The sequence below is a fragment of the Paenibacillus sp. 1182 genome, from assembly GCF_017833915.1.
Classification (GTDB): Bacteria; Bacillota; Bacilli; order Paenibacillales; family Paenibacillaceae; genus Paenibacillus; species Paenibacillus polymyxa_D.
In genome coordinates, this window is the sequence record NZ_JAFICR010000007.1 from 282,727 (window position 1) to 309,287 (window position 26,561).

Sequence of the window (26,561 nt, forward strand, 5' to 3'; positions counted from 1 at the left end):
AATAACATTTTAAACCATTTGAATTACATGAACGCGCAAAAATAGCCCGGCGTATGCCGGGCTATTTTATAGTCTACTTCTATACTTAAACTTATGAGATTGTAGTTTCTGTTAAAGAAACATTCGTTTTTGTGCAAATATCAGATATAGGGGCAAAAGTAGTACTATCTACGACGAGATCCTTTGATAACGGCTTTCCATTTACAGTGATTTTTAAAGTTTTATAGTTTTGTTCTTTCTCATTCATCTTGCAAAATCTCCTTCTATATTAATTTTTAATATATTTCAGTTTATATATTCATATTTAAGACCTGATCAGGTGCGGATCGTTCTTTACTCGTATGCTAGAAAAAATGCCGGAATGTTGCCGCTTCCTTGATATACCCGTTTTTTGGTACACTTAAACTCATATATCGACTTTTTTTGAGATCATTTTCTCCGTATTTATCGTCCGTTTCTTCAAAAATCTGCATCCGTATCGTTATATTATACGTAACCATGTCATATGGGTAATGATCTATATCATCTAACATCTTGGTTTATCAAAAGGGGGAACATCTCTTGGCACGACCAACTTGTCGCTTTGCTTTGTATCGCCGCATTGTCTGCGCTGCTATAGCACTTTTGTTTATTTTTGGGATAACTCGTGTACCCGAAGTACATGCTGCTTATTGGGATGATGTATATCAGGGCTTCGAGCAATTTTCGCGGTTACCTGGTGATGTATATCAGCTCAAGGAAAGCTATCGACAAACCCAGGAGGATCTGGAAAAGGCCCGTAACAGCTTAGAAGCCTATCAAGAGCAAAACGCCCAATTGCTGGAGCAAAACCGCAAGCTGACTGACACAGTCACAGAATTAAAAAATCTTCAAACCCAGCGCGATCAGGCTTCACATCGAAATAAATTGCTCATTATCACAGCTATAATTCTGCTGGCCGGTTATTTTATGGGTATCCGACTGTTGCGTTACGGGATGCGTCGACGTTCGGGAAGATACTAACTGTCTGAAAGGATGAAAGGTCTGAATGGACATACAAGCAGGACAACACCATGATGAAAGCGTCGGTTCGGTCGTAACGCTCGATCTGGCGGAAGGAGAAAAGCTGCACGTTCTGCATCCGCAGCAAATCATCGCATACCGCGGACCCAGCTCAGGCCGCAGTGATAAACTGATGAATATTAAGGGCATGTATCGCAAACACAAACTGATTCAGGCCGATTTCACAGGAGCTTGTCGCCTAATTGCTGCACTTCCACCTGGCTTTAGTCTAAAAATGATTAAGCTTGAAGGAAGCGATGATCTGTTATACGATTTTCGCAACCTGTTCTGGTACAGCTCCGGTATCCAAATGCGTACTAAGCTGCTAAGCATGAAAAACATGTTGTTTAGCCGTGATGTTATAAAAATGAAATTTGATGGTGTGGGTCAAATCGGTCTTTTGACGCAGGGATTGGTGTGTCAGGAACAGCTTCATCCGACAGAACCGATATATGTGGATGCGAGCAGCGTCATTGCCTACCCCGAAAACGCCCATCTGGAGTTGACCGTGTACGGCAACCATCTGGCCAGCCAGCATATGAACTATCATTTTAAAATGACCGGACAGGGTACCGTACTATTCCATGCCGGGGAGCATCATCGGCGGCTCCAACAGGATATGAACGACGATGGCGTGATCAAGCGATTTTTAAGGGAAGTCATTCCATTTGGTGGAGTGTTTATCAAATAGCCCTGCCATGCTATAATGACAATGCTAAAGCCGTCTGTCCTCGTGGCAGATACTAATGAAGAAAATCCATGCGTCATGCATGGGAGAGGTTCGCGAACTCCCTCTATAAAAAACTAACGATGCTTTGTCCTCCGCAAGAAAAATGATTTCTCGGGGCAAGGCCTGTTTTTTGTTGAAGTCGGTTCAAGAACTCTCCTTCTTCCAAGTGACAAGACTTGTGTCTTGCACCATTCCAAGAAGATCGAGAGGTTTTTTTATGTTTGCAAACGAAAAAGCAGTCGTCGTATTCAGCGGCGGCCAAGACAGCACAACCTGTTTATTTTGGGCAAAAAAACATTTTGCTGAAGTAGAAACTGTGACGTTCGATTACGGTCAACGCCACAAGCAGGAAATCGAAGTAGCCGCTGGAATCGCCCGCGAACTGGGTGTTCCGCAAACGGTACTGGATATGAGCCTGCTTAATCAACTAGCCCCTAATGCCCTCACACGCACAGACATTGACATTACTCAACAGGAAGGCGAACTGCCTAGCACCTTTGTAGACGGTCGCAACCTACTGTTTCTGAGCTTCGCGGGAGTTCTCGCCAAGCAAAAAGGAGCGCGCCACATCATTACAGGCGTATGTGAGACGGATTTCAGCGGCTATCCCGATTGCCGGGATTCCTTTATCAAATCGCTGAACGTCACACTAAACCTTTCGATGGACTATCCCTTTGTGATTCATACCCCGCTTATGTGGTTGAACAAGGCCGAAACTTGGCACATGGCCGATGAGCTGAAAGCTTTTGAATTTGTAAGAACACGTACACTAACGTGCTATAACGGCATCATTGGCGACGGCTGTGGCGAATGCCCTGCTTGCAAACTTCGCCGTGCCGGACTGGAGCAATATCTCGCGGTGCGCGGAGCTTCATCCCAAGGAGTTGAAGGTCATGCGTGAGCCAGGTACCTTTCGCATTGTCGACAAGCTCCAGCAGTTTGGGACAGACATTGAGCACTCTCAGCTGCGTTATCACCGCAAACGTGTACTCGTCAGCAAACAATTTACGTTCGATGCAGCACATCATTTGCACTGCTACGAAGGCAAATGCAAAAATCTGCACGGACATACCTATATCGTCGTATTTGGCATAAGTGGCATACCGGGCGAAACGGGTCTAACGCTAGATTTTGGTGACATCAAAACGATCTGGAAAGAGCGGATTGAGCCTTTTCTGGACCACCGTTACTTGAATGAGACGCTTCCTCCAATGAATACAACGGCGGAAAATATGGTCGTCTGGATCTTTGAACAAATGGAGTCAGCCTTGACCTCGGATGCATACTGCAACCGTGTCGAAAGTGGACGTACCGAGTTTGTACGGTTGTTCGAGACACCTACCAGCTACGCCGAGTTCCGACGGGAGTGGATGCTCGATGAGTAATACCGTGACTACTCACCAACCCATGACAGCCTCCCACGGCACCCAAATAGCCCCTATTCCCGTACTGGAGGTGTTTGGTCCCACTGTTCAGGGCGAAGGTATGGTCATTGGTCGTAAAACGATGTTTGTTCGTACCGCAGGCTGCGATTACCATTGCTCGTGGTGCGACTCCGCCTTTACCTGGGACGGCAGCGCCAAGGATCAGATCCGTCGTCTGAGTGCCACGGACATTTGGCAGGAGCTGAAGGCCATCGGCGGCGAACGCTTTTCGCATGTGACCCTTTCTGGAGGCAATCCTGCCCTGCTACCGCAGCTTGGGGAGCTAATCACCCTGCTACGCAGTCAAGGCATTGCCACCGCTGTCGAAACACAAGGCTCCCGTTGGCAGGAATGGCTGTACGATATCGATGAGGTAACCCTGTCCCCGAAACCGCCCAGCTCGGGTATGACGACCAACTGGGACGTGCTGGATGATATTGTCGCCCGTCTGTCGAACCGGGAGATGGCTGGCGAGTTACGAGCGACGTCCCACGTCGCAATCGCAACAGACTTGAAGGAACCCGCTAATGAATCTGCGCGGCTCTATACCGGAGCTTGCAGCTTGAAGGTCGTCATCTTCGATGACACCGATCTTGCCTATGCCCGCACTGTTCACGAGCGCTATCCACACGTACCGCTGTTCCTTCAGACGGGTAATCCAGATGTAAACACGGAGAATACCGGACAGATAGCGGAGTCTCTACTCCATCGTTATGAATGGCTTATCGACCGTGTCATGGACGATTCCCTACTAAACGACGTAAGAGTACTCCCGCAGCTCCACACCCTCGTATGGGGCAACAAACGCGGCGTATAACACTTATATGTAATATATTCCGTATGCGCTGTATGTGATACACAAAGGAGAGCATTACTCACTTCTATCCCAACCTACACGTAAACGAGTAGGACTTTATGGTGATGACGGCGGTCGGCAGCGAAGCGGAGACTCAAATCATTCGCGGAGCGACCTCCCACCACCATAACTCCCTCTCTCTTTTACCAAACCAACTTACTTTAAGGAGCCTTATCCATATGACCGGAAGAACACCCGAAGAAATGACCGATGTTACCCTGCTTGGCAATCAAGGCACACAATACACGTTTGCCTATGATCCCGCCATTCTCGAAAGCTTTGATAATAAACATCCGTATCGGGATTATTTTGTAAAGTTCAATTGCCCGGAGTTCACCAGCCTGTGCCCGATTACAGGACAGCCTGATTTTGCAACCATCTATATCAGCTACATTCCCGATATTAAAATGGTAGAAAGCAAATCCCTTAAGCTGTACCTGTTCAGCTTCCGTAACCACGGCGATTTCCATGAAGACTGCGTCAATATCATCATGAATGACTTGATTAAGCTGATGGACCCTCGATACATTGAAGTATGGGGCAAATTCACGCCACGCGGCGGTATCTCTATCGACCCGTACACCAACTACGGCAAGCCAGGAACAAAGTATGAACAGATAGCGGAGCACCGCATGATGAATCATGATATGTACCCAGAAAAGGTTGATAACCGTTAAGCTAATAACTCTTCTGACATAGCGTAAATATCAAGGGGTTGTCCTAAAGTCATCAAATGACTCAGGGACAACCCCTTCGTTTTACTGAAAGGAGACTGTGCACGCTTGTGGCATTACACATCCAGATCAAATCTTGATTTTTTATATTCATACGGTGTTTTACCCATAACTTCTCTAAAAGCTTTTCTGAAAGATTTCTCGTTTGGAAACCCGACCTCGTAAGAAATTTCTGTAAGTGACTTATTAGTTGAATCCAGTAAATCGATCGCCTTCTCCAAACAAAGAATTTGCTTGTATTCGGTAAACGTCTGGCCTGTATATTTATGAAACATTCGCGACAAATAAGCCTCCGAATAACCGCAGATACGGGCCGTTTTGGCCAAGCTAATATTTTCAGTATAATGCTCTTTAATAAAGTCCATGATTGTCTTTATCTTTTGTTGCTTTTCACTGAATACTTCCGGTGGAATGTCTGTCGTCTGACTAAAATGATTGACAAGCAAATATTTCAGTTCAATAATTCGGCTTTGCTCTAAAATGTAGTCGTATTTGCTTTTGGAAATATGTAGATCATATATATCCATAAACAATCCTCTTAATTTAGAGATTATAGGTTCTTCAACTTGTTTCTCTTGCGTGTTTAAATGGATGATTACTTGTTCATTGGCAAAGAAAGTGTCTGGAAATTGCAGCACTATGACCTGGTTCTCCGTAATGCTCTGCGTGGAATGCGGAACATTGCTGTTAATGAATAGCGCATCCTTTTCCATCAAAATAGTTATTTTTCCTTCATGCCACACCTTTAGACTTCCACTTGTACAGTAGATCAACTCCATATTGCTGTGAAAATGCATAGGAATGACTCTTTCTGTATCTCTGGATTGGAACATAAAAAGGTTAATCATTTTTTTTCTGTCTATTTCGATATGTTCATATATTTTTTTCATCACCACACCTCATCAGCCAGCCATGAGTAATTCATCTGTATTCTATATTAAGGCATAAACTCTTATACTAATACTCATACTATACCGATAGTAAAATGCCCGGACAAGCAGAATCTATTCAACGGACCAAAAATAAAAAAGAAGGCAGTTCTTCCCGCAAACGGGATAATGAACAGCCTTCCTTAACCTGCTTGCAACCCGGCAAGCAAAAAAATGTTACCCTACACATTCCTGCAACTGATACATTCTAACTTCTCCTACATTGTCTCCTGCCTCAAGTAATACATTGCTTTGGTCTGCATCTTCTATGAAATAACGCAGGGAAAACACTTCTTCACCCTCATTCACAAAGATCTCCAGGCTTGAGCTTTCAATGAATATTTGCATTTCTGCAAGCTTATTATTTAATGTTGCTCTTCTGTACTCTCTCTCGCCAGTCAACCAGTTTGTTCTCCAAACGGTCAGACTGTTTTGTTCCTGATCATAGTCAATTTGCACAGCATCCCTTATGATCATTTTAAAATTTTCTGTCAGTAAGGAAAAATCAACAATTAGCTCCGCTTGTGTAGAAGGCAGCACCCACTCACTACTACTTTGAATTTCCCCTTTGTAATGCATGCCATCCAGTCTTAACAATTGTAATTCCGGCAATGGTTTCTGGTACAACACACCGTTCATCAGCACAACTTCTCTAGGAAGTGTTAATGCATGAATCCAGCCCTCCTGAATGGTCGGGACAGCCCTCTCCGCTTCCTCATTCATGGCGCTCATCCATCCGAACATAATGGTTCTGTCATTAACTTTGAATGATTGTGGAGCGTAAAAATCAAATCCTCGATCAAGCTCTTTAAAATCGGAAAGGTCCCCGTTGAATTTGCCTGTATTCGATAATTTGCCAACCATATATCCCGATTGATTAGGATTTTTATAATATTCGCCTCTCTCCGGTAAACCCTGAGGAGAGAAAACAAAAACATCATTTTCGGCAAAATGAAGTACGTCCGGACATTCCCACATATATCCAAATTGGTGGTCATGATCAACAAATGATCCTTGGCATTCCCAATCGGACAAATTTTTAGATTTGTAGATAAGTGTATCTCCAGTCAAATCTTCTCTCTGAGCACCAACAATCAACCACCAGTTCCCGTGTTGGTCTCTCCATACTTTCGGATCTCGAACATGCCTGGTATAACCTTGTGGATGCTCAAACAAAGGACCGATTTTTTGAAAATACTCTCCATCCTCCGAAATCGCGGCGCATTGATAGCTTTCTTTTACTCCATCATCTCGGATTACATTTCCTGTGTAAAACAGATACAGCTTTTCATTATGAACAATGCCCCCGCCCGAATAAATGCCATCCTTGTCATACCATTCCGAAGGCTCCAGCGCGACACTTTTCCTTTGCCAGTGCACCAGATCGCTGGAAACAACATGGCCCCAGCATTTATTTTTATGCTCAGTTCCTTTTGGATTCCACTGATAAAACACATGATATTGATGATTGAAATAAGCAAGTCCATTAGGATCATTGAGCAAACCGTAAGGAGGGGTAATATGATATTTCAGGTTATACGCGTCGCTTTTATTCATGCTCATCCTCCGGTAAAAAAACAAAACTAAAACTCAGCAAAATTTCCTGCGAGCTTGACCCGATATAAACATCAAATTCACCGGGTTCACTTTTGTATTGCATTTCACGATCATAAAATTTAAGCATCTCTTCATGAATTGAAAATTCAACATTTTGGGTCTCGCCACTTTGCAAAAAAACTTTTTTAAAGTCTTTTAATTCTTTCACTGGCCTTGCAATACTTGCAAATTTATCGCGAATGTATAATTGGATCGTTTCCTTTCCATCATAAATTCCAGTGTTGGTAACAGACATACGGATATCAACTGACTCATTTTTCTTCATTTCTTTTTGGCTAATTGTTAATAGGCTGTATTCAAATGAGGTATAAGATTTACCATAGCCAAATGGATACAAGGGTTCATTCACTTCATCTATATATCGGGATGCAAACCGATAAGAGCCATTTTCCTTTAAATTCGGTCTGCCTGTATTCAACTCATTGTAGGATATCGGAATTTGTCCCACGCTCCGTGGAAAGGTCATGGCTAATTTCCCCGATGGATTGACTTCCCCATACAGTATATTAGCCAGTGCTTCTCCGCCCATCGTTCCTGGATACCAGGCTTGAACAATAGCGTCCACTTTTCCGGCTACTTCGGTAAGAATCAAAGGTCTTCCGCTATAAACGATCAGAACCATCTTTTTGCCCTGTAAACTTAATTCATGGAGCAGTTTCATTTGCGGCTTAGGAAGCGTCGGGTTCGTTCGCGATCCCCCTTCTCCGCTCTGATAAATACTTTCTCCCAAGGCGAGGACAATGACATCCGCTTCGTTAGCATTTCGGATTGCTTCGCGCAGCAGGGCCTCCTCATCGACTGTTTCAGCAGCCAGCTTGTCCGCATATTTGCCAAGGGCTTCTCTTGCATTAGCAGGAAGCATGTGCGCCCCTTTGCAAACCGAGAGATTGTCGGGATCAACATGCTTTAATAATCCCATTTTCAAATTGACGGTATCCGCCTCATCCCCCTTAATGGCCCACATACCCAGGGTGGAGTTTTCATCTGCGTAAGGACCGATTAAAGCTACTTTGGTATGTTTAGACAATGGCAGCAGTTGATTTTCATTTTTCAGCAAGACGACGGATTCTTCAGCCAAGGACAGCGCGGCTTTTTTATGTTCATCTGACAGAATGCTGTTTCTCGACCGCTGAACGGTTTCCTGTAATCCGCGGAACGGGTCCTCAAACAGCCCCAAATCATTTTTCAGCTTTAAAATACGGTATACCGCTTCATTCAAAAGCTCCAACATATGCTCGTTATCAGATACTACTTTCTCCAATTGATTGGCGTATACTGCTGTCTTCATATCCACATCAACACTAGCCAACAATGCCAGCCTTGCAGCGGAAGCCTCATCTTCGGCATAACCGTGCATGATCAGTTCTTCTATAGCGGCGTAATCCGAGATCAACACACCATTAAAATTCATCTCTCGTCTTAGCACGTCGCGGTTAAGCCACTCGTTTCCTGTTGCAGGAACGCCATTCAAGGTATTAAAGGCCGTCATAACAAGCTTTGCCCCCGCCTCGATTGCAGCTTGATACCCTGGCAAATAATATTCTCGCAGCGTGTGCTCCGACATATCCACGGCGTTATACTCACGTCCAGCGACAGGTGCCCCATAAGCGGCAAAATGTTTGACGCAAGCGGCAATTTTATTGGCTGGTATGATATCCTCCGAGTTTCTCCCCTGGATCCCCTGAACCATGCTTTCGGCATATTTCTTCGCCAGCAAAGTGTCCTCTCCAGGCGATTCCATCACCCGCCCCCAACGGGGATCTCTAACGATATCTACCATGGGGGAAAAGGTCACGTGCACACCTTCGTCATAACATTCCTGGGCAGCAATCGAACCTGCATGTTCTATACCCTCATAATTCCAACTACATGCTTGTGCAATCGGAATCGGGAAGATGGTTCGATACCCATAGATAATATCTGCCATGAACAGCAGCGGAATTTTATGAATCGATTTTTCCAAATAATCCGTTTGCAGTTGGATAATTTTTTCTGGATTAGTGATGTTCAATATGGAGCCTGTGTTATATATATTGTAGCCGGCGTTTAACCCTAATTTTTTTAAAGGACCCGTCACAACAGTGTCTATATCCCCTTCAAAAAAATCACCGGTCAGTTGGATGAGCTGGCCTATTTTCTCTTCTATTGAAAGGCTGTCCAATTTCTTAAGCAGTGTGTTGTTGTCCATGATTCTCCCCACATCATTTTATTTGTGATCTATTTTTTCTTTAAACCCAAAGATCCACGTTAGTGCAAATGCCACAGCAAAGCCGATTACACAAACTAAGATATATATGAATATCTGATTGTTCAGGTACAATAACATTCCCGGTAGGGCTGTGATTGACATGCCCGTTGCTTGAACATTAAATATACGTGCGAAGAAACCGCCAACCGCTCCGCCAATCAAGCCCATCAAGAACGGTTTGCCATATCGAATGTTCACCCCAAAGATAGCGGGTTCTGTAATACCCAATAACGCAGACAAGGTAGAAGGATACGCAATGGATTTGGTTTTTACATTTTTAGATTTTAGACCAACAGCCAATGCAGCACCCGCTTGTGCGCAAATCGACGCTGAACTGATCGGGTTCACCATATTCCAACCATTGCCTACTAACATCTGTATTTCAATCAGGTTTAAGGCATGGTGCAGTCCGGTAACTACAATAATCTGATTGATGCCACCGTAAATAAATCCGCCGATGCCGTATGGTAATTTTAAAATGGCGGTAACACCCATTAATATTAAAGTTTCCACCTCGTGAAAAATGGGACCGATCACGAACAATCCCAGTACCAGTGTGATTAATAATGTCAAAAATGGTGTTAGAATTAAGTCCAATGCATCCGGGACTGATTTCCTGATTTTTTTCTCTAGCATCGCCCCCACGACACCTATTATGAAGGCAGGCAAAACCGAGCCCTGATAGCCTGCAATTTTAATGAATCCGAAAAATACTAGTGGTTCCTGAACTTTTTGAGCGACATCCCAAGATGTAGGCAACGAAGGACTTACTAACATTAATCCAATCAATATCCCCAATAGTGGTGATCCACCAAACACCCGGAAGGCCGACCAACATACCAACACGGGTAAAAATGCAAAAGCCGTATCGGTCAATATTTGCGTAAACAATATGAAATTCGCAGAAATATGATCAGGTGTAAGTCCAAATAACTGGAGCAGTGCAGGCTGAGTTACTAAGCCTCTAACTCCCATGAATAATCCTGTAGCTACCAATGCAGGCATAATCGGAACAAATACATCCCCGAAAACACGGATCATTCTTTTGAACCGATTATCACCTTGAGTGGAGGCCATCTCTTTCAAATCAGCCTTTGATGTAGCAGATATGCTTTGGCCAACCATGGCATCGTATACTTTATTTACAGTACCGGTTCCAAAAATAATTTGATATTGCCCAGAGGTAAAGAAAACGCCCTTGGCCTTATCAATATTCTCAATAAATTCATCATCAATAATTTCTCTATCTTTTACAATCAGCCTCAGCCGTGTGGCACAATGTGCCATGGAAATAATATTGTCTTCTCCGCCAAGCCCTTTAATGACATCTTGGGCTATTTTAACGTATTCTTTTTCAAGACTCATCAGTCTCTTCCTTTCCTCTGTTCCTCTTAGTTAGTCTGAATCATTAAAACGTTGATCAAATATGCTTCTTAAGAATATCATGACTGCGCTTTCAAACAGCGGGATTATTTTACTACATTAAGGTCAAATTTTGACCTTTTTATATCCTTGATTATAAATGCATACTAGCAACTGGTGCCTGATGAAACAATAAAGTGCACCCCTAGAATACACAATGGAATAACCTTCTGGTTTATTCCCATGTATTTTAAAGGTGCACTTCAATTGTTGTATAGAGAGTTACTTACGTTTTACTTAGTGACTTTCAACTGAGCACTGTCAGCTGTATAGATAACCTTCACTTTATAATTGCTTGGTAAACCTACCGTTTCAATGGAAGAAAATGCTCCATTTCGTTTAGCATAAGTTAAGATCGTAGCACCATTAGCCGGCACATATTTGTTAGAAAAGTTCAGGCGTAATTTTCCGTTGAGTATAGCTGTTCCCTTTATTTTGAGCACATCATTTTTAGTGCGTAGGTTAAGCTCAAGTGTTCCCTTGGCAGATTGTCTGTAATTTCCGCCAATAATCAGCTTCCCAGAAGCATTTTTAAGAAGAGTTCCCCCGTAATTCGTAATTCCGCCACTTCCGAAAGCCGTGTCCGAAGTTCCCTCCAAAGTACCTTGGTCGATCTGTGTACCGCCGGAATACGTATTGTTGCCCATTAGTTTCAACGTACCTGTTCCCTTTTTAGTCAGCTTTCCAACACCAGATATATTATTGCGCCAGCGATCCAATGCATTGAAACCACCTTTGGAAGCGTCCATATTCACCGTCACATTATTGGCGAAAGCACCGTAGCCATCCGCAGCGGAAAACAAGTTCAATCGTCCCCATCCCTCAGCATCATCAAGTACAGGATATCCGGAAGGAATTCCCGTGGTAGCCAAAACCCAACGACGTTGTGTGCTATCCAGGTAAGGCAAGCGTGTCTCCAATAGTACCTCAGTTCCCTTAGGCACTATCATAGGCGTCGCGGTTGGATTAACCTGACTGAATCCGTATGTTAATCGTTGATTATAATTTTTTTTGTTTGTGGCATAATTGCTGAACCGATCTGGAGCTGTACCTTTTTGAGACAGCAGTTGTTTACGAGCATCCTGATAAGCCGCTTTCTTCAAACTGCTATTGGCTGGATCAGACAGGATAGCAGCAGCCATCGCTGTTGCCATGACACGCCCTCCCATAACATCAAGCGGGGAATGCATACCGGCAACAACACGGTTATTGCCCAGCTCCGAAGCTCGCGTCAGCAGTTCTTGATAACGCTCCGGCACGGCGTAGGCCATAGCAATAGAACTGAGATACGCAGCATTGGTATGACCGCTAGGAAAGCCGCCATCGCTAGTAGCATCAGCTTTGAGAGCGGGAATAAGGCTCGGAACAACTACAGAGTTATCGCTCCAGCGAAACGGGCGAGGATAGCTAAAATAAGACTTAGCCGGGTTCGTCGTAGAATATTCTCCGCGCAAGGTATTTACCAGATTTACGATGTTGCCGAGATTGGAGCTTGTACTCCCAGCATTCGTTCCCTCATCTTCGTATTTCTTAGTCAGGGCATCTGCCGGAATGTCGTTGATTGTTGTCGTGGCACCTGCATTCTTACGATATACATCAGTGAGCGAACCCAGCCCGTCGATCACACTGTAGCTCTGGTTTCTGCGATCATCCAAATAAGCCGCATTGGCCTCACTGGAAGTGCGACGGGCAGCGATATCAATCACTTTTTGAATATTGGCGTCCAGCACGCTGCTGTTTAGCTTGGTACCTGTATCCCAGGTAGCGCCGGGAGTCCAAAGCTTATTAAATTCGGAGAGCAACCCGAGGGTCGGATTAGAGCTTTCCGTCTTATTTGCAGAACTATTATTTTTATAATGATCTACGAAATATCCCCACGACGGTTCTGTTGGAGTTACCGCTGTTGGTAGGGTTGCTGCACTCGCATAACTTCCACCCAGGGAACCTAGAAGTAAGGGTAAAGATAGTAATGCAACTGATAATGGTTTCCTTAGCGATTTCATTCTCAAATCAGATCCTCTCTTCTCTTGTGCTCTTCATACTTTCTCTACGGAGCTATTATCTATATAACAAGATGTATGACATAAAGAATCATATCTTAAGTTTGTTAAATTAAGAGCTTAGTTTTGTTAAATGAAAAAAAGGCATCCCAAGATTCGTATATACGAATCTGGAGATACCTCTTTCAAACCGTTATAGAAAATCAGCTACCCTACAGCCATACTTCTATGACTTTGCCATTTACGAAAGCTACTGCCTTGAAATAAAGACTACGATTGCCGTATACCCAGGCTTCGATTTGAGTTCCGTTTGAAGCAGCCCCCTTTTCTCTGACTGTTGGGCTTCCCCATGCGAACTGCACCTGCGTCGTATTCATGCCCAAGCTTACCTCGTTATTTTTAATCTTGTTCCAGATGGCTTGCGACCATTGGTATTTGTTGTACGGATCGTAAGTTAGAAATTGATCGGAATCAGACAGCATTTGTGGAATGCGTGAAGCTCCGATAATGGAAAACGTGTCATAAGTTTCGCCATTAGCCCCCTGGAAAATAACTTCGTAAGATTTAACACCGTTCGGGTCTGTGCTGACTTCGATGTCTTTAACTGTTACCTTGCCAAATCGCTCTCCAGCGTTATAGAAGTTATTGACCCAATAGGTTTTGCCAATTAATTTGGACAGACTACCCAGATCAATGGCTTTGATAATTTTAGCCGTTTCCGGCGTCTCAATGACCAGCTTGGTAGCGCCCACAGATAATTCGCCTTGCTGACGGTCACGATTCCATTTGAATCCGCCCAACTTCAGATCGGTCAGTAATGTTCCCGGGAATACAACCTGTCCGTTAACCGTTTGAACCTTGCCCTTCAGTGCAACAGGTTTACCATTCACTATCGCGGTGGAACTCCCTTTTTGGAGTACGATATTGTTTTTACCCAGCTTGATCGTAAATGCCTGGTTTGCCACGGTAACAGATCCACCCAGCGTCTTGAACACAGACTGCACAGGCAAATACACACTGCCGTTTAGTATAGCCGCCCCGGTCAAGGTTTGGTCAGACGATACCTTTAGTGTAAAAGAAGAGGGTATACCTTCGTTCCGCAGAGATACGGCTGTGCTGCCAATGCCCCTTACTTTGAGTGTACCGGAACCATTCTGCTGTAGCTCGGCAACCTGTGGTTTCTCCACTTCAATCTCACTAGCTTCGGGATGACGTGTTAGTCGATAACCGTTCGAATACGTCTCTTGTACATTTAATTGAATCGTATCGCCGATGGCAGCCTCTTTGGAGGTCGTCAACAAGGACATACCCGTTAATGTAGGCAAACTTAGCGCAGTCGTGGTTCCGTCCTTATAGCCGACCCAAGAGCCATCCTTTAATTGTGCAAAAAGTTCGTCAGGCGAATCAACCAACCTTGCAACATTAGATAACCCGCTAAGTTGCACCGCAGGATATTTTTTCAGCCGATCATAGCTCCATACCGTCCCGTCGCGATGTACAGTAATCAAGACATGTGTACCTTTTTTCCACAATATCGAAGTAATATCACTTCCCACTTCACGTGGCGGTTCATTGGTCAGCATATCCAGCATCGTGACATGACCATCTTCCTTAAGTATTGCAGCATACGCCGTACTCATTTTGATATCAAGCGCACCATCTACATGACCTATCTTGCGGGGCTTAGATTCTGCGTACCCTGTGGAATACCATACATCACCGGATCGAGTAAGAACCGTAAAGTAGGTACTTACCTTATCACCGTCTATAGCATCCGATATTCCCTCGACCTGTTCTCTTCCCCAGGAGATCGTCCCATCGGTTTTAATAGCCAGACCCTCTCCGGTAATCTCCTTTACTCCTGAAGATTGGGCCGTCACTTTTGGGTCGGAGTTATCATCCCAGATGGCTACCTTCCCGTCCTCAGTCCAGCCATAATAACCTTGACTCTTGTCTTTGCTGCCTGTAATGCCCTTCAAATTCAATTTCTCAATAGCCGGGCCATCTATACTCTTTCTCCATAAAGAACCATCATCCAGTATGTAGTTATTCCGGTCGATCACGTCTATAATTTTAGCATTTTTCCAAGTGTTGTTCGTCGTTACATTTGCCGCTACTGCTGTTTCTCCAGTGTTTAACGTAGTTCCCACCACCGCTCCACATACCACGGATACTGCCAGCAAAATCATCCCTGCTTTTCTCATCGTGATTCCCCTTTTCTATCTCTATTTCCATATCAGTAACTTGCATAATTCCATTCCCAACGCTCAAAAATACAATATATAAACGAACTAGATCGCTTCGATCTCTATATTACTGATTTGAAAGCCTTTTTGGGATTGATACAAAATACTCACATATATATCGGTTTTGAGGATGGTAAATGTTTGAATTTCGATATGCCATTTTAGAAATTCTAACTAAATGGAGCAATGAAGAGTATCCAGCAGGATGGGCAAGCAGTAATGAGTAAAGGTGGCCTTCATCCCACTTTCAGCCATTTGCTGCAAACGGATCGCTTCCTATATCTTAAAATATACATACATATTCGGAGGTTGCCATGACTAGTAAATCCGCTACAAAAAATGAAACGGGCCAATCGCTCCCCCTCCCAGGGCCGCAAGTGAAAGGCACCGTTTTTGCGATTCTGATTGCGATCAGTTTCGTCCATCTGTTCAATGACTCGATTCAATCGGTCATTCCAGCGATCTTTCCGATCTTAAAGGAATCTATGAGCCTGAACTACACGCAGATCGGCTGGATTTCATTCGCGATCAATTTTACAGCTTCAATCATGCAGCCTGTGATTGGCTTGTTTTCGGACAAACGGCCTACGCCCGCTATCCTTCCCATCGGCATGGGCTTTACGCTGACTGGCATGCTGTTGCTCGCCTATGCTGCCGATTATAAAGCGGTGCTGATCGCAGTCATCTTTGTGGGTCTGGGCTCGGCTGCCTTTCACCCTGAAGGCTCGCGCGTATCCCATATGGCGGCCGGGCCGCGTCGGGGATTGGCACAATCCATTTTTCAAGTTGGCGGTAATGCGGGCCAATCGCTGGCGCCGATGCTCACGAGCTGGATTTTTATCCCGTTGGGACAATTTGGTGCGATCTGGTTCACAGGTATTGCGGCAGCGGGAATTGTGGTGCAATCGTTCATCGCACGCTGGTACGGTAACGTCCTACGTACAGAAGGCATTGCACGCAAAAAAGCGGTGGCACGCCGCATGAAGCCCGAAGTGCGTAACCGCGTTATGTTTGCCATGATTGTCCTCATTCTACTGGTATTCGTCCGTTCGTGGTACTCGACCTCGGTCGGAAGCTACTATTCGTTTTACCTGATGGAAGTATTTAAAATGCCATTGGCTGATGCACAGCTTTACATTTTCCTGTTCCTCGGAGCTGGAGCGCTGGGCACCTTCTTTGGCGGTCCGCTCGCGGACCGTTTTGGTAAACGCAATATGATTTTTCTGTCCATGGTATTAGCTGCACCACTCGCGCTGGCACTACCTTATGCTAACCAATTCTGGACGGCAATCCTGCTGGCGATTATCGGATTTATTATGCTATCTAGCTTTTCGGTCACAGTCGTATATGCGCAGATGCTCGTGCCTGGTAAAATCGGGACCGTGTCCGGTCTCATTACAGGTCTGGCTTTTGGCCTTGGCGGTGTAGGCGCACTCGTACTCGGCAACTGGATCGACAAAGTAGGCATCACCCACATCATGTTCCTGTGCGGCTTTTTGCCACTGCTCGGCATCTTAACCTTCCTGCTTCCTACAGATAAAACTCTGAACCGCTGGGCGGAAGAAAATGGAGCCGAAGTGTAACAGACAAACGTGTGGCGGCCATCCTGGCCGCTGCACACCTTTATAGCCAACTCACGTGTTTCCTCACGAAAAAAATTCCCCCGTTTATACCTAAGTTGCAATCAGTTCTCTACTTCTGCCAAACGCATCACAATCCGACGCTTCCGATACAGCATTTTCCCTGCTTCAGCTACATCACTAATAGCACTTCGATTCGCGATAGACCCGAACAAAATGCCCGCAATCGGGACCATTTGAAGCAGCTTTTTCCATCCAAACTGATCACGATAGGTGTTAATGACCTCTCTCCATCCCTGCATCTGGGAAAAAACCTGTGCCTGACGTGAAGGATCATCGAACAAAGCCAGCTCCTCTAATACGGCCTTCTTCCCCACAATATCGGATGAAGCAAATTGCATACATTTAATAATAAAAATGCGTTCCTGCTTATCATGGGGATTAAAGCCATAGCACAAGGCTATTTCCTGAAGCACTTTGAGCGACAAGCCGAGCAAAAGAGGAATATCCGCCGCAATCGTAAACACACCACCAATCCCCGTTGTTGCTCCCTGAGCGGTGGCAAAGGTAATGCGAGCCGATGTCATATCGTCGGCAGTCCGATCCATGATGGTTAGCGGGAGCTCAGCCGCCTGCTTCAACTCCCACATAGGTTCGACACTATGTTCTGAATCAACGTTTTCCCCGGCACGAGGCAGGTCCTGCGTATCCGAAGCGGAATCTGCACCATTTTGCTGAATGACATGTTCATGGGCCGTCTTTTTCAGCCTGTTCAGAACCGTTTCTTCCTTCACCAAATATTTGCCGCCGTTCTGAATGAAGCTACCCAACTCGTTAAGGAGTTGCTCCAGCTTGTCTTTAATGATTTTGGGCGTCAGCCGATCCAGCAACATAAAAGGCCATCTGCCGATTTTTTCCCAGAAAAAAATGTCCTTCTGTTCCTTCTCCCATTTTTCAATATTCTTCAACTCATGACGCAATACGTCCTGGCTTTCCCGATATTCTGTAAGCTGCTTCATAAGCGTAGACGTCTCCTTTTGACTATGCTAGTTTATGTATGGGTAATACGTAAGCAAGGCGAGTTCAGGTTTCTTTTTTTAGCAAACTAGATGATAAAGAAAGTTAAAAATCCATACAGATCGGAGTGTAATGATGAATAATGTAGAGCTTGTCCCTTACCATTGTGGGCATGATGCCATTTTACATACCTTCTACTTACCTGAGGAGCAGAAGCAGTTTACTGGAATGCCGGATGAAATGCTCATACTGGCCAAGGAAGATCCGCACCGCCATCCTGTCGTGATTACGGCTACTAGAAGACCCGTTGGATTTTTCATTTTATACAATGGGGATGAATTAGCGGACTATACGAATACTTCTGAGGCACTGCTGCTACGCGCGTTCTCTATTCATTACGCAGATCAGGGACAAGGATTCGCCAAAAAAGGGCTGCTTCTACTACCACAGTTCATCGCCAGACACTTCCCACATATTCGCGAGATTGTACTGGGCGTCAATGCCCATAATCTGTCTGCCCAAAGTCTGTATCGCAAATGCGGCTTTATAGATGAAGGTGACACTAAAATGGGTCAACACGGCTTGCAGCATATTTTTAAAATGAGCCTATAAGAGGTTGTTCAAAAAGTCGTCTTTCCATAACGAAGCTATTCAAGAAGCGGATTCGACGTCGAATCTTGAATTCAGCCGGGCCTTCCGTTGCTCACGTAGATCTGTCTACGCTCCGCTACTCTGTCCCTAGCTTCATCCAACCTTCTCGGTCCTGAAAAGCCGTTTTTTTGAACACACACTATAAGTTGACCTCGATAGCCCTCGCCCAAATAGAAAAGCTTTCGGCACCAACGCCGAAAGCTTTTATCGTTAAATCTCACCAATTGAAAAACTCAATTTGTAATTACCAAACTTCGTAAGCTCATCCAGCATGGTATTTAACTCTGTCTGTGAGGACATGCGCACCCGCATCCAATAACAGCCCTCCCCACTCACCCGGTGGATTTCAACAATATAGGGATGCTCCCGTGCAAAAGCCTGGAAAGCACTGTGAGTCGTTCCTGAATTCAAAAAAACCGTAATAAAGGCATGAATCGTCTGTCCAATTTTTTCAGGGTTCCAGCGCAGCGTATAGCCTTCGATAATGCCCGCATCCTGCATTCTTCGAACACGCGCCCCTACGGCTTGACCTGTCAAATGAACAAGCTGGCCGATCTCCTTGTGCGATAAAGAGCTGTCTTCAATTAAATGATGAAGAATGCGCAGATCGGTGTCATCAGGTGCGAATAGTTCCATAGTTATTTTTCCTTTCATGATGAAACGATAATGCTGATTTTCCTTTCAGCAAACCGTAGCCTGTAGCTCCTTGCGTCAGATATGATTGTAACAGAAACAATGAACTACCGAAAATACACTTGGTCAAAAATAACATTCATCACAAAGGAGCTTTCATATATGAAAATCACACTAATCCGTAACGCAACCTTATGGCTGGAATACGCTGGAATAAAATTTCTGATCGATCCGATGTTGAGCGATGCTGGCGCAAATCCGCCGGTCCCCAATACGGAAAATGCCCGCCGTAATCCGCTGGTTCCCTTGCCGCCACAATGGCAGGCACTCGGACAGCCTGACGTTGTCATCGTCACACATTTACATCCCGATCATTGGGACCCGGCAGCAGTACGCTGGTTGGACAAACAAATTCCTGTCTTCTGCCAGCCCGGAAATGAAGAACAAATCACTGCTGATGGTTTTACACAGGTTACCCCGATTCCGTTGGCTGGTTCTGTGGGAGAAATTGAGATTATCCGTACAACCGGGCATCACGGCACCGGAGAAATCGGGGAGCAGATGGGACCCGTATCCGGCTTTGTTTTTCAGGCACCAGGTGAACCTGTCGTCTATTTGGCCGGGGATACGATCTGGTGCAGTGAAGTCGCGGAAACACTGGATAAATACCGTCCTGACTGGACAATTGTGAACGCTGGAGGAGCACGGTTTACGGTAGGTGATCCCATTATTATGACTGCCCAAGATGTAACGGCGGTAGCACAACATGCCCCTTATACACAAATCGTGGCTGTCCACATGGAAGCAATCAATCATTGTCTACTAACTCGCTCAGAGCTTACGGAACATATCAACCGTGAAGGTTTAAAGGGGCGCGTCCATATTCCGGCAGATGGAGCGACGGTTTCGGAGTAAGGCAATCGTCCTGAGTCACCGTTTGCGCCTATTTTGAATATATTGGATTTCAAAACGTATAAAGAAGGGATTATCGATGAATTGGCAATATCCTAATTACGGTACAGAAACCCAATGTAAAGAAGTTCCGATTACTTTTCCTCCCCAGCATCAATATAGACAGCCGGGGTTGGAATACCTAATGGTTCCACGCCCTATTTATGATAATCCAAAGTATATCGGCACTGGAAAGCTTCAGGATCGGGTGGCGATTATTAGCGGTGGGGACAGTGGTATTGGTCGCGCGGTTGCAGTGGCATTTGCCAAGGAAGGGGCCGATGTGGTCATTGCCTATCTCGATGAGCATCGAGATGCTATGGAAACCCGTGATGTCATTCACAGGCTTGGCCGACGTTGTTTGTTAATTCCGGGGGATCTAAGGCTAAAAAGCAACTGCTGTCTGGTTGTTCAACAAACGATGGAAACCTTTGGTCGTATTGACATCCTGATTAACAACCTAGGTATTCAGTTTGTGCGCGAATCGTATCTGGATATCAGTGAGCAGCAGCTTCGTGATACGTTTGATACGAATATTATTTCCTTCTTCCATATGACTACAGAAGCATTGCCGTATATGCGGGCTGGGGCTAGCATCGTCAATACGGCATCGGTGACAGCCTATGTGGGTCAAAAGAATATGATCGACTATTCAGCTACCAAAGGAGCTATCGTCAGCTTCACCCGCGCTTTGGCTAATAATCTGGTCGATCAGGGTATTCGCGTGAATGCCATTGCGCCCGGTCCGATCTGGACTCCGCTGAATCCGGCCACACAGTCGCCTGAAGTCATTCGCACCTTCGGCAGCAATACACCAATGAAGCGTGCCGGGCAGCCTTATGAATTGGCTCCTGCCTATGTGCTGCTGGCTTCGGATGACGGTTCCTACATTACAGGCCAAACGCTGCATATAAACGGCGGCCAAATGGTCACCACTTAGTTTCGTTGGCTGATAGCCACAAGACCCAACAAGCAAGAAAACCTCCAGCATCCACATTTCTAGTGGAACTGGAGGTTTTCTTGTTTTACGATACCGAATCTGAGCTTAAGCAGATCTTTTGTTTTTGTTGTAAATATCGAAGGCAACCGCCAGCAGCAGCACCAAGCCCTTGATTCCTTGCTGCCAGTCAATACCCAGACCGATCAGAGACATACCGTTATTCAGTACGCCCATGACCAAACCACCGATAATGGCTCCAAAAACGGTTCCGATCCCGCCGGATGCGGAAGCTCCACCGATAAAGCAGGCTGCGATGGCATCTAGCTCGAAGTTCGTACCCGCTCTCGGCGTAGCCGCGTTCAGACGTGCAGCAAAGATCAGACCGGAAATGGCGGCCAGCACCCCCATGTTGACGAATACCCAGAACGTTACTTTTTTCGTTTTGACACCGGACAGACCCGCTGCCTTTTCATTTCCACCCAACGCATACACATGACGTCCCATAATCGTGCGGTTCATGACGAAGGAGTACACAACGATCAGTATGAACAGCAGCACGAGAATGTTAGGTATCCCCGCGTAGCTCGCGAGCATGAAGGTGAACAGATTGATGACCGCAGCTACCACAATCAACTTGAGTACAAATAAAGCTTGTGACGGAACCTCGAATCCATATTTAAGCTGAGAACGACGTTCGCGAAGTTCGTTCACGATAAACCATACCGTGAGTGCAATGCCGACAATGATGGATACCAGGTTATAACCGGTAGATGAAAAATCCGGCAGGAAGCCTGAACTGATTTTCTGGAAGCCCCCCGGAAATGGAGAGATCGATTGACCTTCCAGCACAATCATGGTCAATCCACGGAAGAGCAGCATTCCCGCCAATGTAACGATAAATGCCGGAATCCGTACATAAGCGACCCAGAACCCTTGCCATGCGCCGATTAACGCTCCGACCAGCAAAGATGCAATCACAGCGATCCATGCTGGAAGCTGCCAATCGACCATCATTATGGCGGCAACCGCACCGACAAAAGCGGCTATGGAGCCGACGGACAAATCAATATGCCCAGTGATGATGACCAGCACCATCCCGATCGCCAGCACGAGAATATAGCTGTTTTGCAGAATCAGATTGGTAATATTAATCGGCTTCAACAGCAGGCCGCCCGTCAGCACCTCGAACAAAATCATAATGACGACCAGCGCAATCATCATGCCATATTGGCGGATGTTATTTTTAAATAGTTTAGTTATGGTTTCCATGCTTCACGCCTCCTGACTTGGTCATATATCTCATCAACGTTTCCTGCGACGCGCCCTCACGGCTAACCTCTCCAGTGATCCGCCCAGCATTCATGACATAAATCCGGTCACACAAACCTAGTACCTCTGGCAGCTCGGACGAAATGACCAGCACTCCCTTGCCTTCAGCGGCAAGTCGATGAATAATGGTATAAATTTCATATTTGGCACCCACATCAATGCCGCGTGTCGGCTCATCCAGAATCAGAATATCCGGCCCGGCGAAAATCCATTTGCTCAGCACCACCTTCTGCTGATTGCCACCACTCAGGTTACCCGTTTTCTGTAAAATGCTCGGCGCTTTGATGTTCATGCTTTTTTTCATTTCCTCTGCAATGACGACTTCCTCCTGCTCATTGACGACAGCGCCCTTCGTCAGCTTGTTCAGGCCAGTCAGCGAAATATTACGCTTGATATCATCCATCAGAATGAGGCCATACTCCTTGCGATCCTCTGTCACATAGGCAAAGCCGTTGTTGATCGCGTCCGTAACCGTGTTGTTCTGGATCGGCTTGCCGTCTTTAATCAGCTGACCAGAGATGTTACGTCCATACGACTTGCCAAAAATGCTCATCGCCAGCTCTGTCCGTCCCGCTCCCATCAGTCCGGCAATACCGACAATTTCACCGCGACGGATGTTCAAATTCACCTGATCCAGCACCTTACGGTCTGCATGATGCTCGTGATACACCGTCCAATCCTTCACTTCCAGAACGACTTTGCCAATCTCGGCATGACGCTCTGGATAACGGCTGGTCAGATCACGTCCAACCATCCCGCTAATGATCCGATCCTCCGTAACCTCATCCTTCTTCATATCCAGTGTCTCAATCGTCTTTCCGTCCCGCAAAATCGTGATCGAATCTGACACCTTCGCGACCTCATTCAGCTTGTGGGAGATCAGGATGCAGGAAATGCCCTGTCTTTTAAATTCCAGCATCAAATTAAGCAGATTTTCACTATCATCCTCATTCAATGCCGCTGTTGGTTCATCCAGAATAAGCAGCTTTACCTTTTTAGAGAGCGCTTTCGCAATTTCAACCAGTTGTTGCTTCCCGACCCCAATGTTCGTAACCAATGTATTGGGATTTTCACTCAAACCGACCTTGGACAGCAGATCGCGTGTCCCTACAAAAGTCTCTTTCCAATCAATCACGCCGCCACTGGCGCGTTCGTTGCCCAGATAAATATTTTCCGCAATCGAGAGGTACGGGATCAGCGCCAGCTCCTGATGGATAATGACAATGCCTAGTTCCTCGCTCTGCTTGATATCCTTGAACTCACACGTTTTGCCCTGGAAAACAATATCCCCTTCATAGGTTCCATGCGGATATACACCGCTTAGTACCTTCATCAGCGTCGATTTACCCGCACCGTTCTCACCGCACAGGGAATGGATTTCGCCTTCCTTGACCTTGAGATTTACATTTTCCAATGCCTTCACGCCGGGAAAGGTTTTGGTAATTCCCTTCATTTCCAAAATGATTCCAGTCATGGGATACGCTCCTTTCGGTTGGATTCCTACTCTTATTTCAGTCCAATTTGCTCTTTGGTGTAATAGTGACTGCCGACAATATCCTTCTCCACATTCGTTCGATCTACCGAGATCGGATCAAGCAAGTAAGCAGGAATGACTTTTTTACCGTTGTTATAGGATTTGGTGTCATTCACTTCCGCTTGTTTGCCCTGTAAAATGCTGTTGGCCATCACGACCGTTTGCTCAGCCAACTTGCGGGTATCCTTAAATATAGTTTGCGTCTGCTCCCCAGCCACAATGGACTTGATGGAAGCCAGCTCCGCATCCTGCCCCGTAATGATCGGCAGCGGCTTGTTCGCTGATCCATATCCGACCCCTTTCAAGGATGAAATGATACCGATACTAATTCCGTCATACGGGGATAGTACCGCGTCCAGATTGGCCCCTGAATAGTAGGCACTCAGCAGATTATCCATCCGCGACTGCGCTAATGCTCCATCCCATCGCAGTGTAGCGATCTGTGCCATCGTCATCTGCTTGCTGCGTACGACCAGCTTACCGGAATCAATGTACGGTTTCAGTACGGACATCGCACCATTAAAGAAGAAATAAGCGTTATTGTCATCCGGTGAACCACCGAACAGCTCGATATTGAAAGGGCCTTTGCCTTCCTTGAGTCCCAGCTTTTTCTCAATATACGCCGCCTGTAGCACGCCCACCTTGAAGTTATCGAAGGTCGCATAATACGTCAGATACGGTGTGTTGCGAATCAGACGGTCATAAGAAATGACCTGAATCCCTCGGTCGTGTGCCTTCTGAATCACATCCGTCAGCGTGTTTCCGTCGACCGAAGCGATCACCATAACATTGACGCCCTTGGTGATCATATTTTCGATTTGGGAGATTTGATTTTCCACTACGTCCTCGGCGTACTGTAAATCCGTTTTATAGCCTTGCTCCTGAAACAACCGAACCATATTTTCTCCGTCCCCTACCCAACGCTCGGACGATTTGGTCGGCATGGAAATGCCCACATAGCCTTTTTCCTTGCTGCCCGTTCCACTCTCCGCCAGATTGCAGGCCGAAAGCATCAGGGCCAAAACCAGAAGCCAAGCGACAACAGCTCCTTTTTTCATATGAAGTTCCCCTTTCCTCATGTAATGCAGGTCAATTTGAAGGTAAGGATTTTGCAAAATCCTCAGGTCAGTGCTAATTAGAGTTGAAATGAGATAGCGCTTACATAAGTGAGGCAATGAGTGCCTCTCCTTTTTTTATGTGCAAACACATGGTATCATTCCAGGCCGGGAAAGGTCTTTGCTGGTTTTGAACTTTTTTTATAAAATTTTAACCTTTGTGTGTGGGGGGGCAGGGTATTTGGATTTGAGGGAAATGAAGATTATCAGGAGATCACTCATTTATTTTGAAAACGAAAAAAGACTTAGCCTTTCTTACGATTGGCAAAGTCTCAATTTGTTGAATCATTAAATTGGCTATCTAAAGAGTTCACACTTTTATTGACAATTCATCAATGACATGTACGTGTGGGTCAATAAACGCCAGCTAATCCTATTAGATAAAAAGACTATATAGCAGACCCAGGCTCCAACGGAGCCGCAGCTTGAATATTTTTGTTATACGACGGAATCACTTCTTCGATCAACTAAAATTCTTCCTTGATCTTGATCTGTCATTGCTCTGCTATGTGTTCCAATAAATCTCCTGGCTGACAACCTAAAGCCGTACATAATTTATCAATTACTTCTAATGACACATATTCATTCGTATTGAGCTTCGCCATTGTAGCAGACGAAATCCCCGTCATTTTAAGTAAGTCTTGCTTCTTAATTTCCCTATCGATCAATAATTTTTGAAAAGGTTTGTAACTAATCATCTGATATTCCTTTCACACATGAAGTGAATTTTCCTTTAATTATATGAAAGTATATTTTCTTTTTCAAAAACATCTTCAACATGTATTGACTTGATTTTTTGATATGATGAAATTACATTTAATAAGTTGAACTTTTATTCATAAAATCAAATACATGGGATGGTGTCCAAAATGCATAATTCTTTAGAAGTTTTACTTGATTCACTGATTCACACTCGAATTGAATCTTTATATGGCAAGCTTATGAAACACAACTCCAGCTACAACCAGTTCTCATCCGAACGGAATCTCTATTTCAAGCAGTTACATGAAGGAGTGCCGGAAAATATACAGAAGACCCTATTTCTTTACGATGATGCTGAGCTTTCTGTTCAAGCTATTTTAGAACGTGAAATTTATTTGCAAGGTTTTAAGGACGCTCTTCACCTGCATAACGAATTACATATATCTTTAGACTGAGAGCCTTCTGGCTCTTCTTCATTTTAATTCTGTCGTATAACGTTTCTGTATTCATGAACCCCGAAGGGGTTGTCTGCTGAAATTCTCCTTCGAAATCCATTCAGCAGACCAAGACTACATCAGGAGCCGCAGCTTGAATATCATGTTATACGCAGCCCTTTTTTCTACCATATATTTCAATTATCCTCTTCACTTATTTTTCACTCTCTCTTTCAATTGCATTGCTTGCTGATACAACCGGTCTGCTTCTTCACCTTCCTTCCTTTTAGCTAAATTCTCTAAGTCAATCCTCCAGTTGTTATACGCTATGTGCTTGTCCGGTTTGATTTCAACGGCCTTTTCGTATTTTTCAAAGGCTTGCTGATACAGTTTTTCTCCTTCTTCCCCTTTCTTGCTCTTCGCCAAAT

Annotated in this window: 25 protein-coding genes and 1 riboswitch; of the genes, 11 read left to right on the plus strand and 14 right to left on the minus strand. The window is 45.2% G+C overall.

The window, feature by feature from the left end; translation table 11 throughout:
- Positions 1-91 precede the first annotated feature (91 nt).
- Entirely contained in the window at positions 92-247 is a 156-nt protein-coding gene (locus JOD82_RS16390; protein WP_165144572.1) for a hypothetical protein, read from the minus strand.
- A gap of 314 nt (positions 248-561) precedes the next feature.
- Here JOD82_RS16390 and JOD82_RS16395 point away from each other — a divergent pair, with 314 nt between their 5' ends.
- The 6 genes from JOD82_RS16395 (at position 562) to queF (ending at position 4,728) form a co-directional block, all read left to right on the plus strand.
- Positions 562-1,002 (plus strand): hypothetical protein, encoded by a 441-nt coding sequence (locus JOD82_RS16395; RefSeq protein ID WP_069011543.1) that lies wholly within the window; start codon positions 562-564, stop codon positions 1,000-1,002.
- A 25-nt stretch (positions 1,003-1,027) separates the two neighbouring features.
- Positions 1,028-1,732 (plus strand): AIM24 family protein, encoded by a 705-nt coding sequence (locus JOD82_RS16400; RefSeq protein ID WP_069011542.1) that lies wholly within the window; start codon positions 1,028-1,030, stop codon positions 1,730-1,732.
- Positions 1,733-1,811: 79 nt separating this feature from the next.
- A riboswitch (PreQ1 riboswitch) is annotated at positions 1,812-1,855 on the plus strand.
- Positions 1,856-1,988: 133 nt separating this feature from the next.
- Positions 1,989-2,672 carry a 7-cyano-7-deazaguanine synthase QueC gene (queC, locus tag JOD82_RS16405; RefSeq protein ID WP_069011541.1) on the plus strand — a complete coding sequence of 228 codons (684 nt, stop codon included), beginning with the start codon at positions 1,989-1,991 and terminating at the stop codon, positions 2,670-2,672.
- Positions 2,665-3,156 (plus strand): 6-carboxytetrahydropterin synthase QueD, encoded by a 492-nt coding sequence (queD, locus tag JOD82_RS16410; protein WP_069011540.1) that lies wholly within the window; start codon positions 2,665-2,667, stop codon positions 3,154-3,156. Before queC ends, queD begins: the two co-directional genes overlap by 8 nt.
- A complete protein-coding gene (gene queE, locus JOD82_RS16415) occupies positions 3,149-4,012 on the plus strand; it encodes a 7-carboxy-7-deazaguanine synthase QueE (protein ID WP_209949674.1) in 864 nt (287 codons plus the stop codon). Before queD ends, queE begins: the two co-directional genes overlap by 8 nt.
- Positions 4,013-4,230: 218 nt before the next feature.
- On the plus strand, positions 4,231-4,728 hold the full coding sequence (gene queF / locus JOD82_RS16420) for a preQ(1) synthase (protein WP_029516147.1): 498 nt from the start codon (positions 4,231-4,233) through the stop codon (positions 4,726-4,728).
- A 113-nt stretch (positions 4,729-4,841) separates the two neighbouring features.
- On the opposite strand, the gene JOD82_RS16425 is transcribed toward queF, so the two are convergent.
- The 6 genes from JOD82_RS16425 to JOD82_RS16450 all read right to left on the minus strand — a co-directional run bounded on the left by JOD82_RS16425 (position 4,842) and on the right by JOD82_RS16450 (position 15,205).
- Positions 4,842-5,675, minus strand: coding sequence for an AraC family transcriptional regulator (locus tag JOD82_RS16425; protein ID WP_029516146.1), 834 nt, complete (start codon positions 5,673-5,675; stop codon positions 4,842-4,844).
- 216 nt (positions 5,676-5,891) lie between these two features.
- Positions 5,892-7,271 carry a glycoside hydrolase family 32 protein gene (locus tag JOD82_RS16430; RefSeq protein WP_209949675.1) on the minus strand — a complete coding sequence of 460 codons (1,380 nt, stop codon included), beginning with the start codon at positions 7,269-7,271 and terminating at the stop codon, positions 5,892-5,894.
- A complete protein-coding gene (gene bglX / locus JOD82_RS16435) occupies positions 7,264-9,519 on the minus strand; it encodes a beta-glucosidase BglX (RefSeq protein ID WP_209949676.1) in 2,256 nt (751 codons plus the stop codon). The genes JOD82_RS16430 and bglX overlap by 8 nt, the downstream gene beginning before the upstream one ends.
- A gap of 18 nt (positions 9,520-9,537) precedes the next feature.
- Entirely contained in the window at positions 9,538-10,944 is a 1,407-nt protein-coding gene (locus JOD82_RS16440; protein ID WP_069011536.1) for a sucrose-specific PTS transporter subunit IIBC, read from the minus strand.
- Between the two features lie 290 nt (positions 10,945-11,234).
- On the minus strand, positions 11,235-13,004 hold the full coding sequence (locus tag JOD82_RS16445) for an acid phosphatase (protein WP_069011535.1): 1,770 nt from the start codon (positions 13,002-13,004) through the stop codon (positions 11,235-11,237).
- Positions 13,005-13,213: 209 nt separating this feature from the next.
- Positions 13,214-15,205: a stalk domain-containing protein gene (locus JOD82_RS16450; protein WP_069011534.1), complete on the minus strand. Its 1,992-nt coding sequence runs from the start codon at positions 15,203-15,205 to the stop codon at positions 13,214-13,216.
- Positions 15,206-15,561: 356 nt separating this feature from the next.
- On the opposite strand from JOD82_RS16450, the gene JOD82_RS16455 reads away from it, so the two are divergent.
- Positions 15,562-16,830 (plus strand): MFS transporter, encoded by a 1,269-nt coding sequence (locus JOD82_RS16455; protein WP_029516140.1) that lies wholly within the window; start codon positions 15,562-15,564, stop codon positions 16,828-16,830.
- Between the two features lie 101 nt (positions 16,831-16,931).
- Here JOD82_RS16455 and JOD82_RS16460 read toward each other — a convergent pair whose 3' ends face one another.
- Positions 16,932-17,846, minus strand: coding sequence for an EcsC family protein (locus tag JOD82_RS16460; RefSeq protein ID WP_209949677.1), 915 nt, complete (start codon positions 17,844-17,846; stop codon positions 16,932-16,934).
- Between the two features lie 133 nt (positions 17,847-17,979).
- Here JOD82_RS16460 and JOD82_RS16465 point away from each other — a divergent pair, with 133 nt between their 5' ends.
- Complete coding sequence (locus JOD82_RS16465; RefSeq protein WP_209949678.1) at positions 17,980-18,456, plus strand: GNAT family N-acetyltransferase; 477 nt, start codon at positions 17,980-17,982, stop codon at positions 18,454-18,456.
- Between the two features lie 249 nt (positions 18,457-18,705).
- Here JOD82_RS16465 and JOD82_RS16470 read toward each other — a convergent pair whose 3' ends face one another.
- Positions 18,706-19,131, minus strand: coding sequence for an Lrp/AsnC family transcriptional regulator (locus JOD82_RS16470; RefSeq protein ID WP_165144551.1), 426 nt, complete (start codon positions 19,129-19,131; stop codon positions 18,706-18,708).
- A 159-nt stretch (positions 19,132-19,290) separates the two neighbouring features.
- On the opposite strand from JOD82_RS16470, the gene JOD82_RS16475 reads away from it, so the two are divergent.
- Both JOD82_RS16475 and JOD82_RS16480 read left to right on the plus strand, forming a co-directional pair.
- Positions 19,291-20,043, plus strand: a complete 753-nt coding sequence (locus JOD82_RS16475) for an MBL fold metallo-hydrolase (protein WP_165144548.1) — start codon at positions 19,291-19,293, stop codon at positions 20,041-20,043.
- Positions 20,044-20,119: 76 nt separating this feature from the next.
- A complete protein-coding gene (locus JOD82_RS16480; protein ID WP_069011529.1) occupies positions 20,120-21,019 on the plus strand; it encodes an SDR family oxidoreductase in 900 nt (299 codons plus the stop codon).
- A gap of 105 nt (positions 21,020-21,124) precedes the next feature.
- Here JOD82_RS16480 and mmsB read toward each other — a convergent pair whose 3' ends face one another.
- The 4 genes from mmsB to JOD82_RS16500 form a co-directional block, all read right to left on the minus strand.
- Complete coding sequence (mmsB, locus tag JOD82_RS16485; RefSeq protein WP_039269462.1) at positions 21,125-22,288, minus strand: multiple monosaccharide ABC transporter permease; 1,164 nt, start codon at positions 22,286-22,288, stop codon at positions 21,125-21,127.
- Positions 22,272-23,822 (minus strand): multiple monosaccharide ABC transporter ATP-binding protein, encoded by a 1,551-nt coding sequence (gene mmsA / locus JOD82_RS16490; protein WP_209949679.1) that lies wholly within the window; start codon positions 23,820-23,822, stop codon positions 22,272-22,274. Before mmsA ends, mmsB begins: the two co-directional genes overlap by 17 nt.
- Positions 23,823-23,854: 32 nt before the next feature.
- Entirely contained in the window at positions 23,855-24,940 is a 1,086-nt protein-coding gene (gene chvE / locus JOD82_RS16495; RefSeq protein WP_209949680.1) for a multiple monosaccharide ABC transporter substrate-binding protein, read from the minus strand.
- Positions 24,941-25,491: 551 nt separating this feature from the next.
- On the minus strand, positions 25,492-25,695 hold the full coding sequence (locus tag JOD82_RS16500; protein WP_019686344.1) for a helix-turn-helix domain-containing protein: 204 nt from the start codon (positions 25,693-25,695) through the stop codon (positions 25,492-25,494).
- Between the two features lie 171 nt (positions 25,696-25,866).
- On the opposite strand from JOD82_RS16500, the gene JOD82_RS16505 reads away from it, so the two are divergent.
- Entirely contained in the window at positions 25,867-26,154 is a 288-nt protein-coding gene (locus tag JOD82_RS16505; RefSeq protein WP_209949681.1) for a hypothetical protein, read from the plus strand.
- A 189-nt stretch (positions 26,155-26,343) separates the two neighbouring features.
- Here JOD82_RS16505 and JOD82_RS16510 read toward each other — a convergent pair.
- Positions 26,344-26,561 (minus strand): hypothetical protein (locus JOD82_RS16510; protein WP_209949682.1); only part of this gene is annotated, 218 nt, incomplete at its 5' end.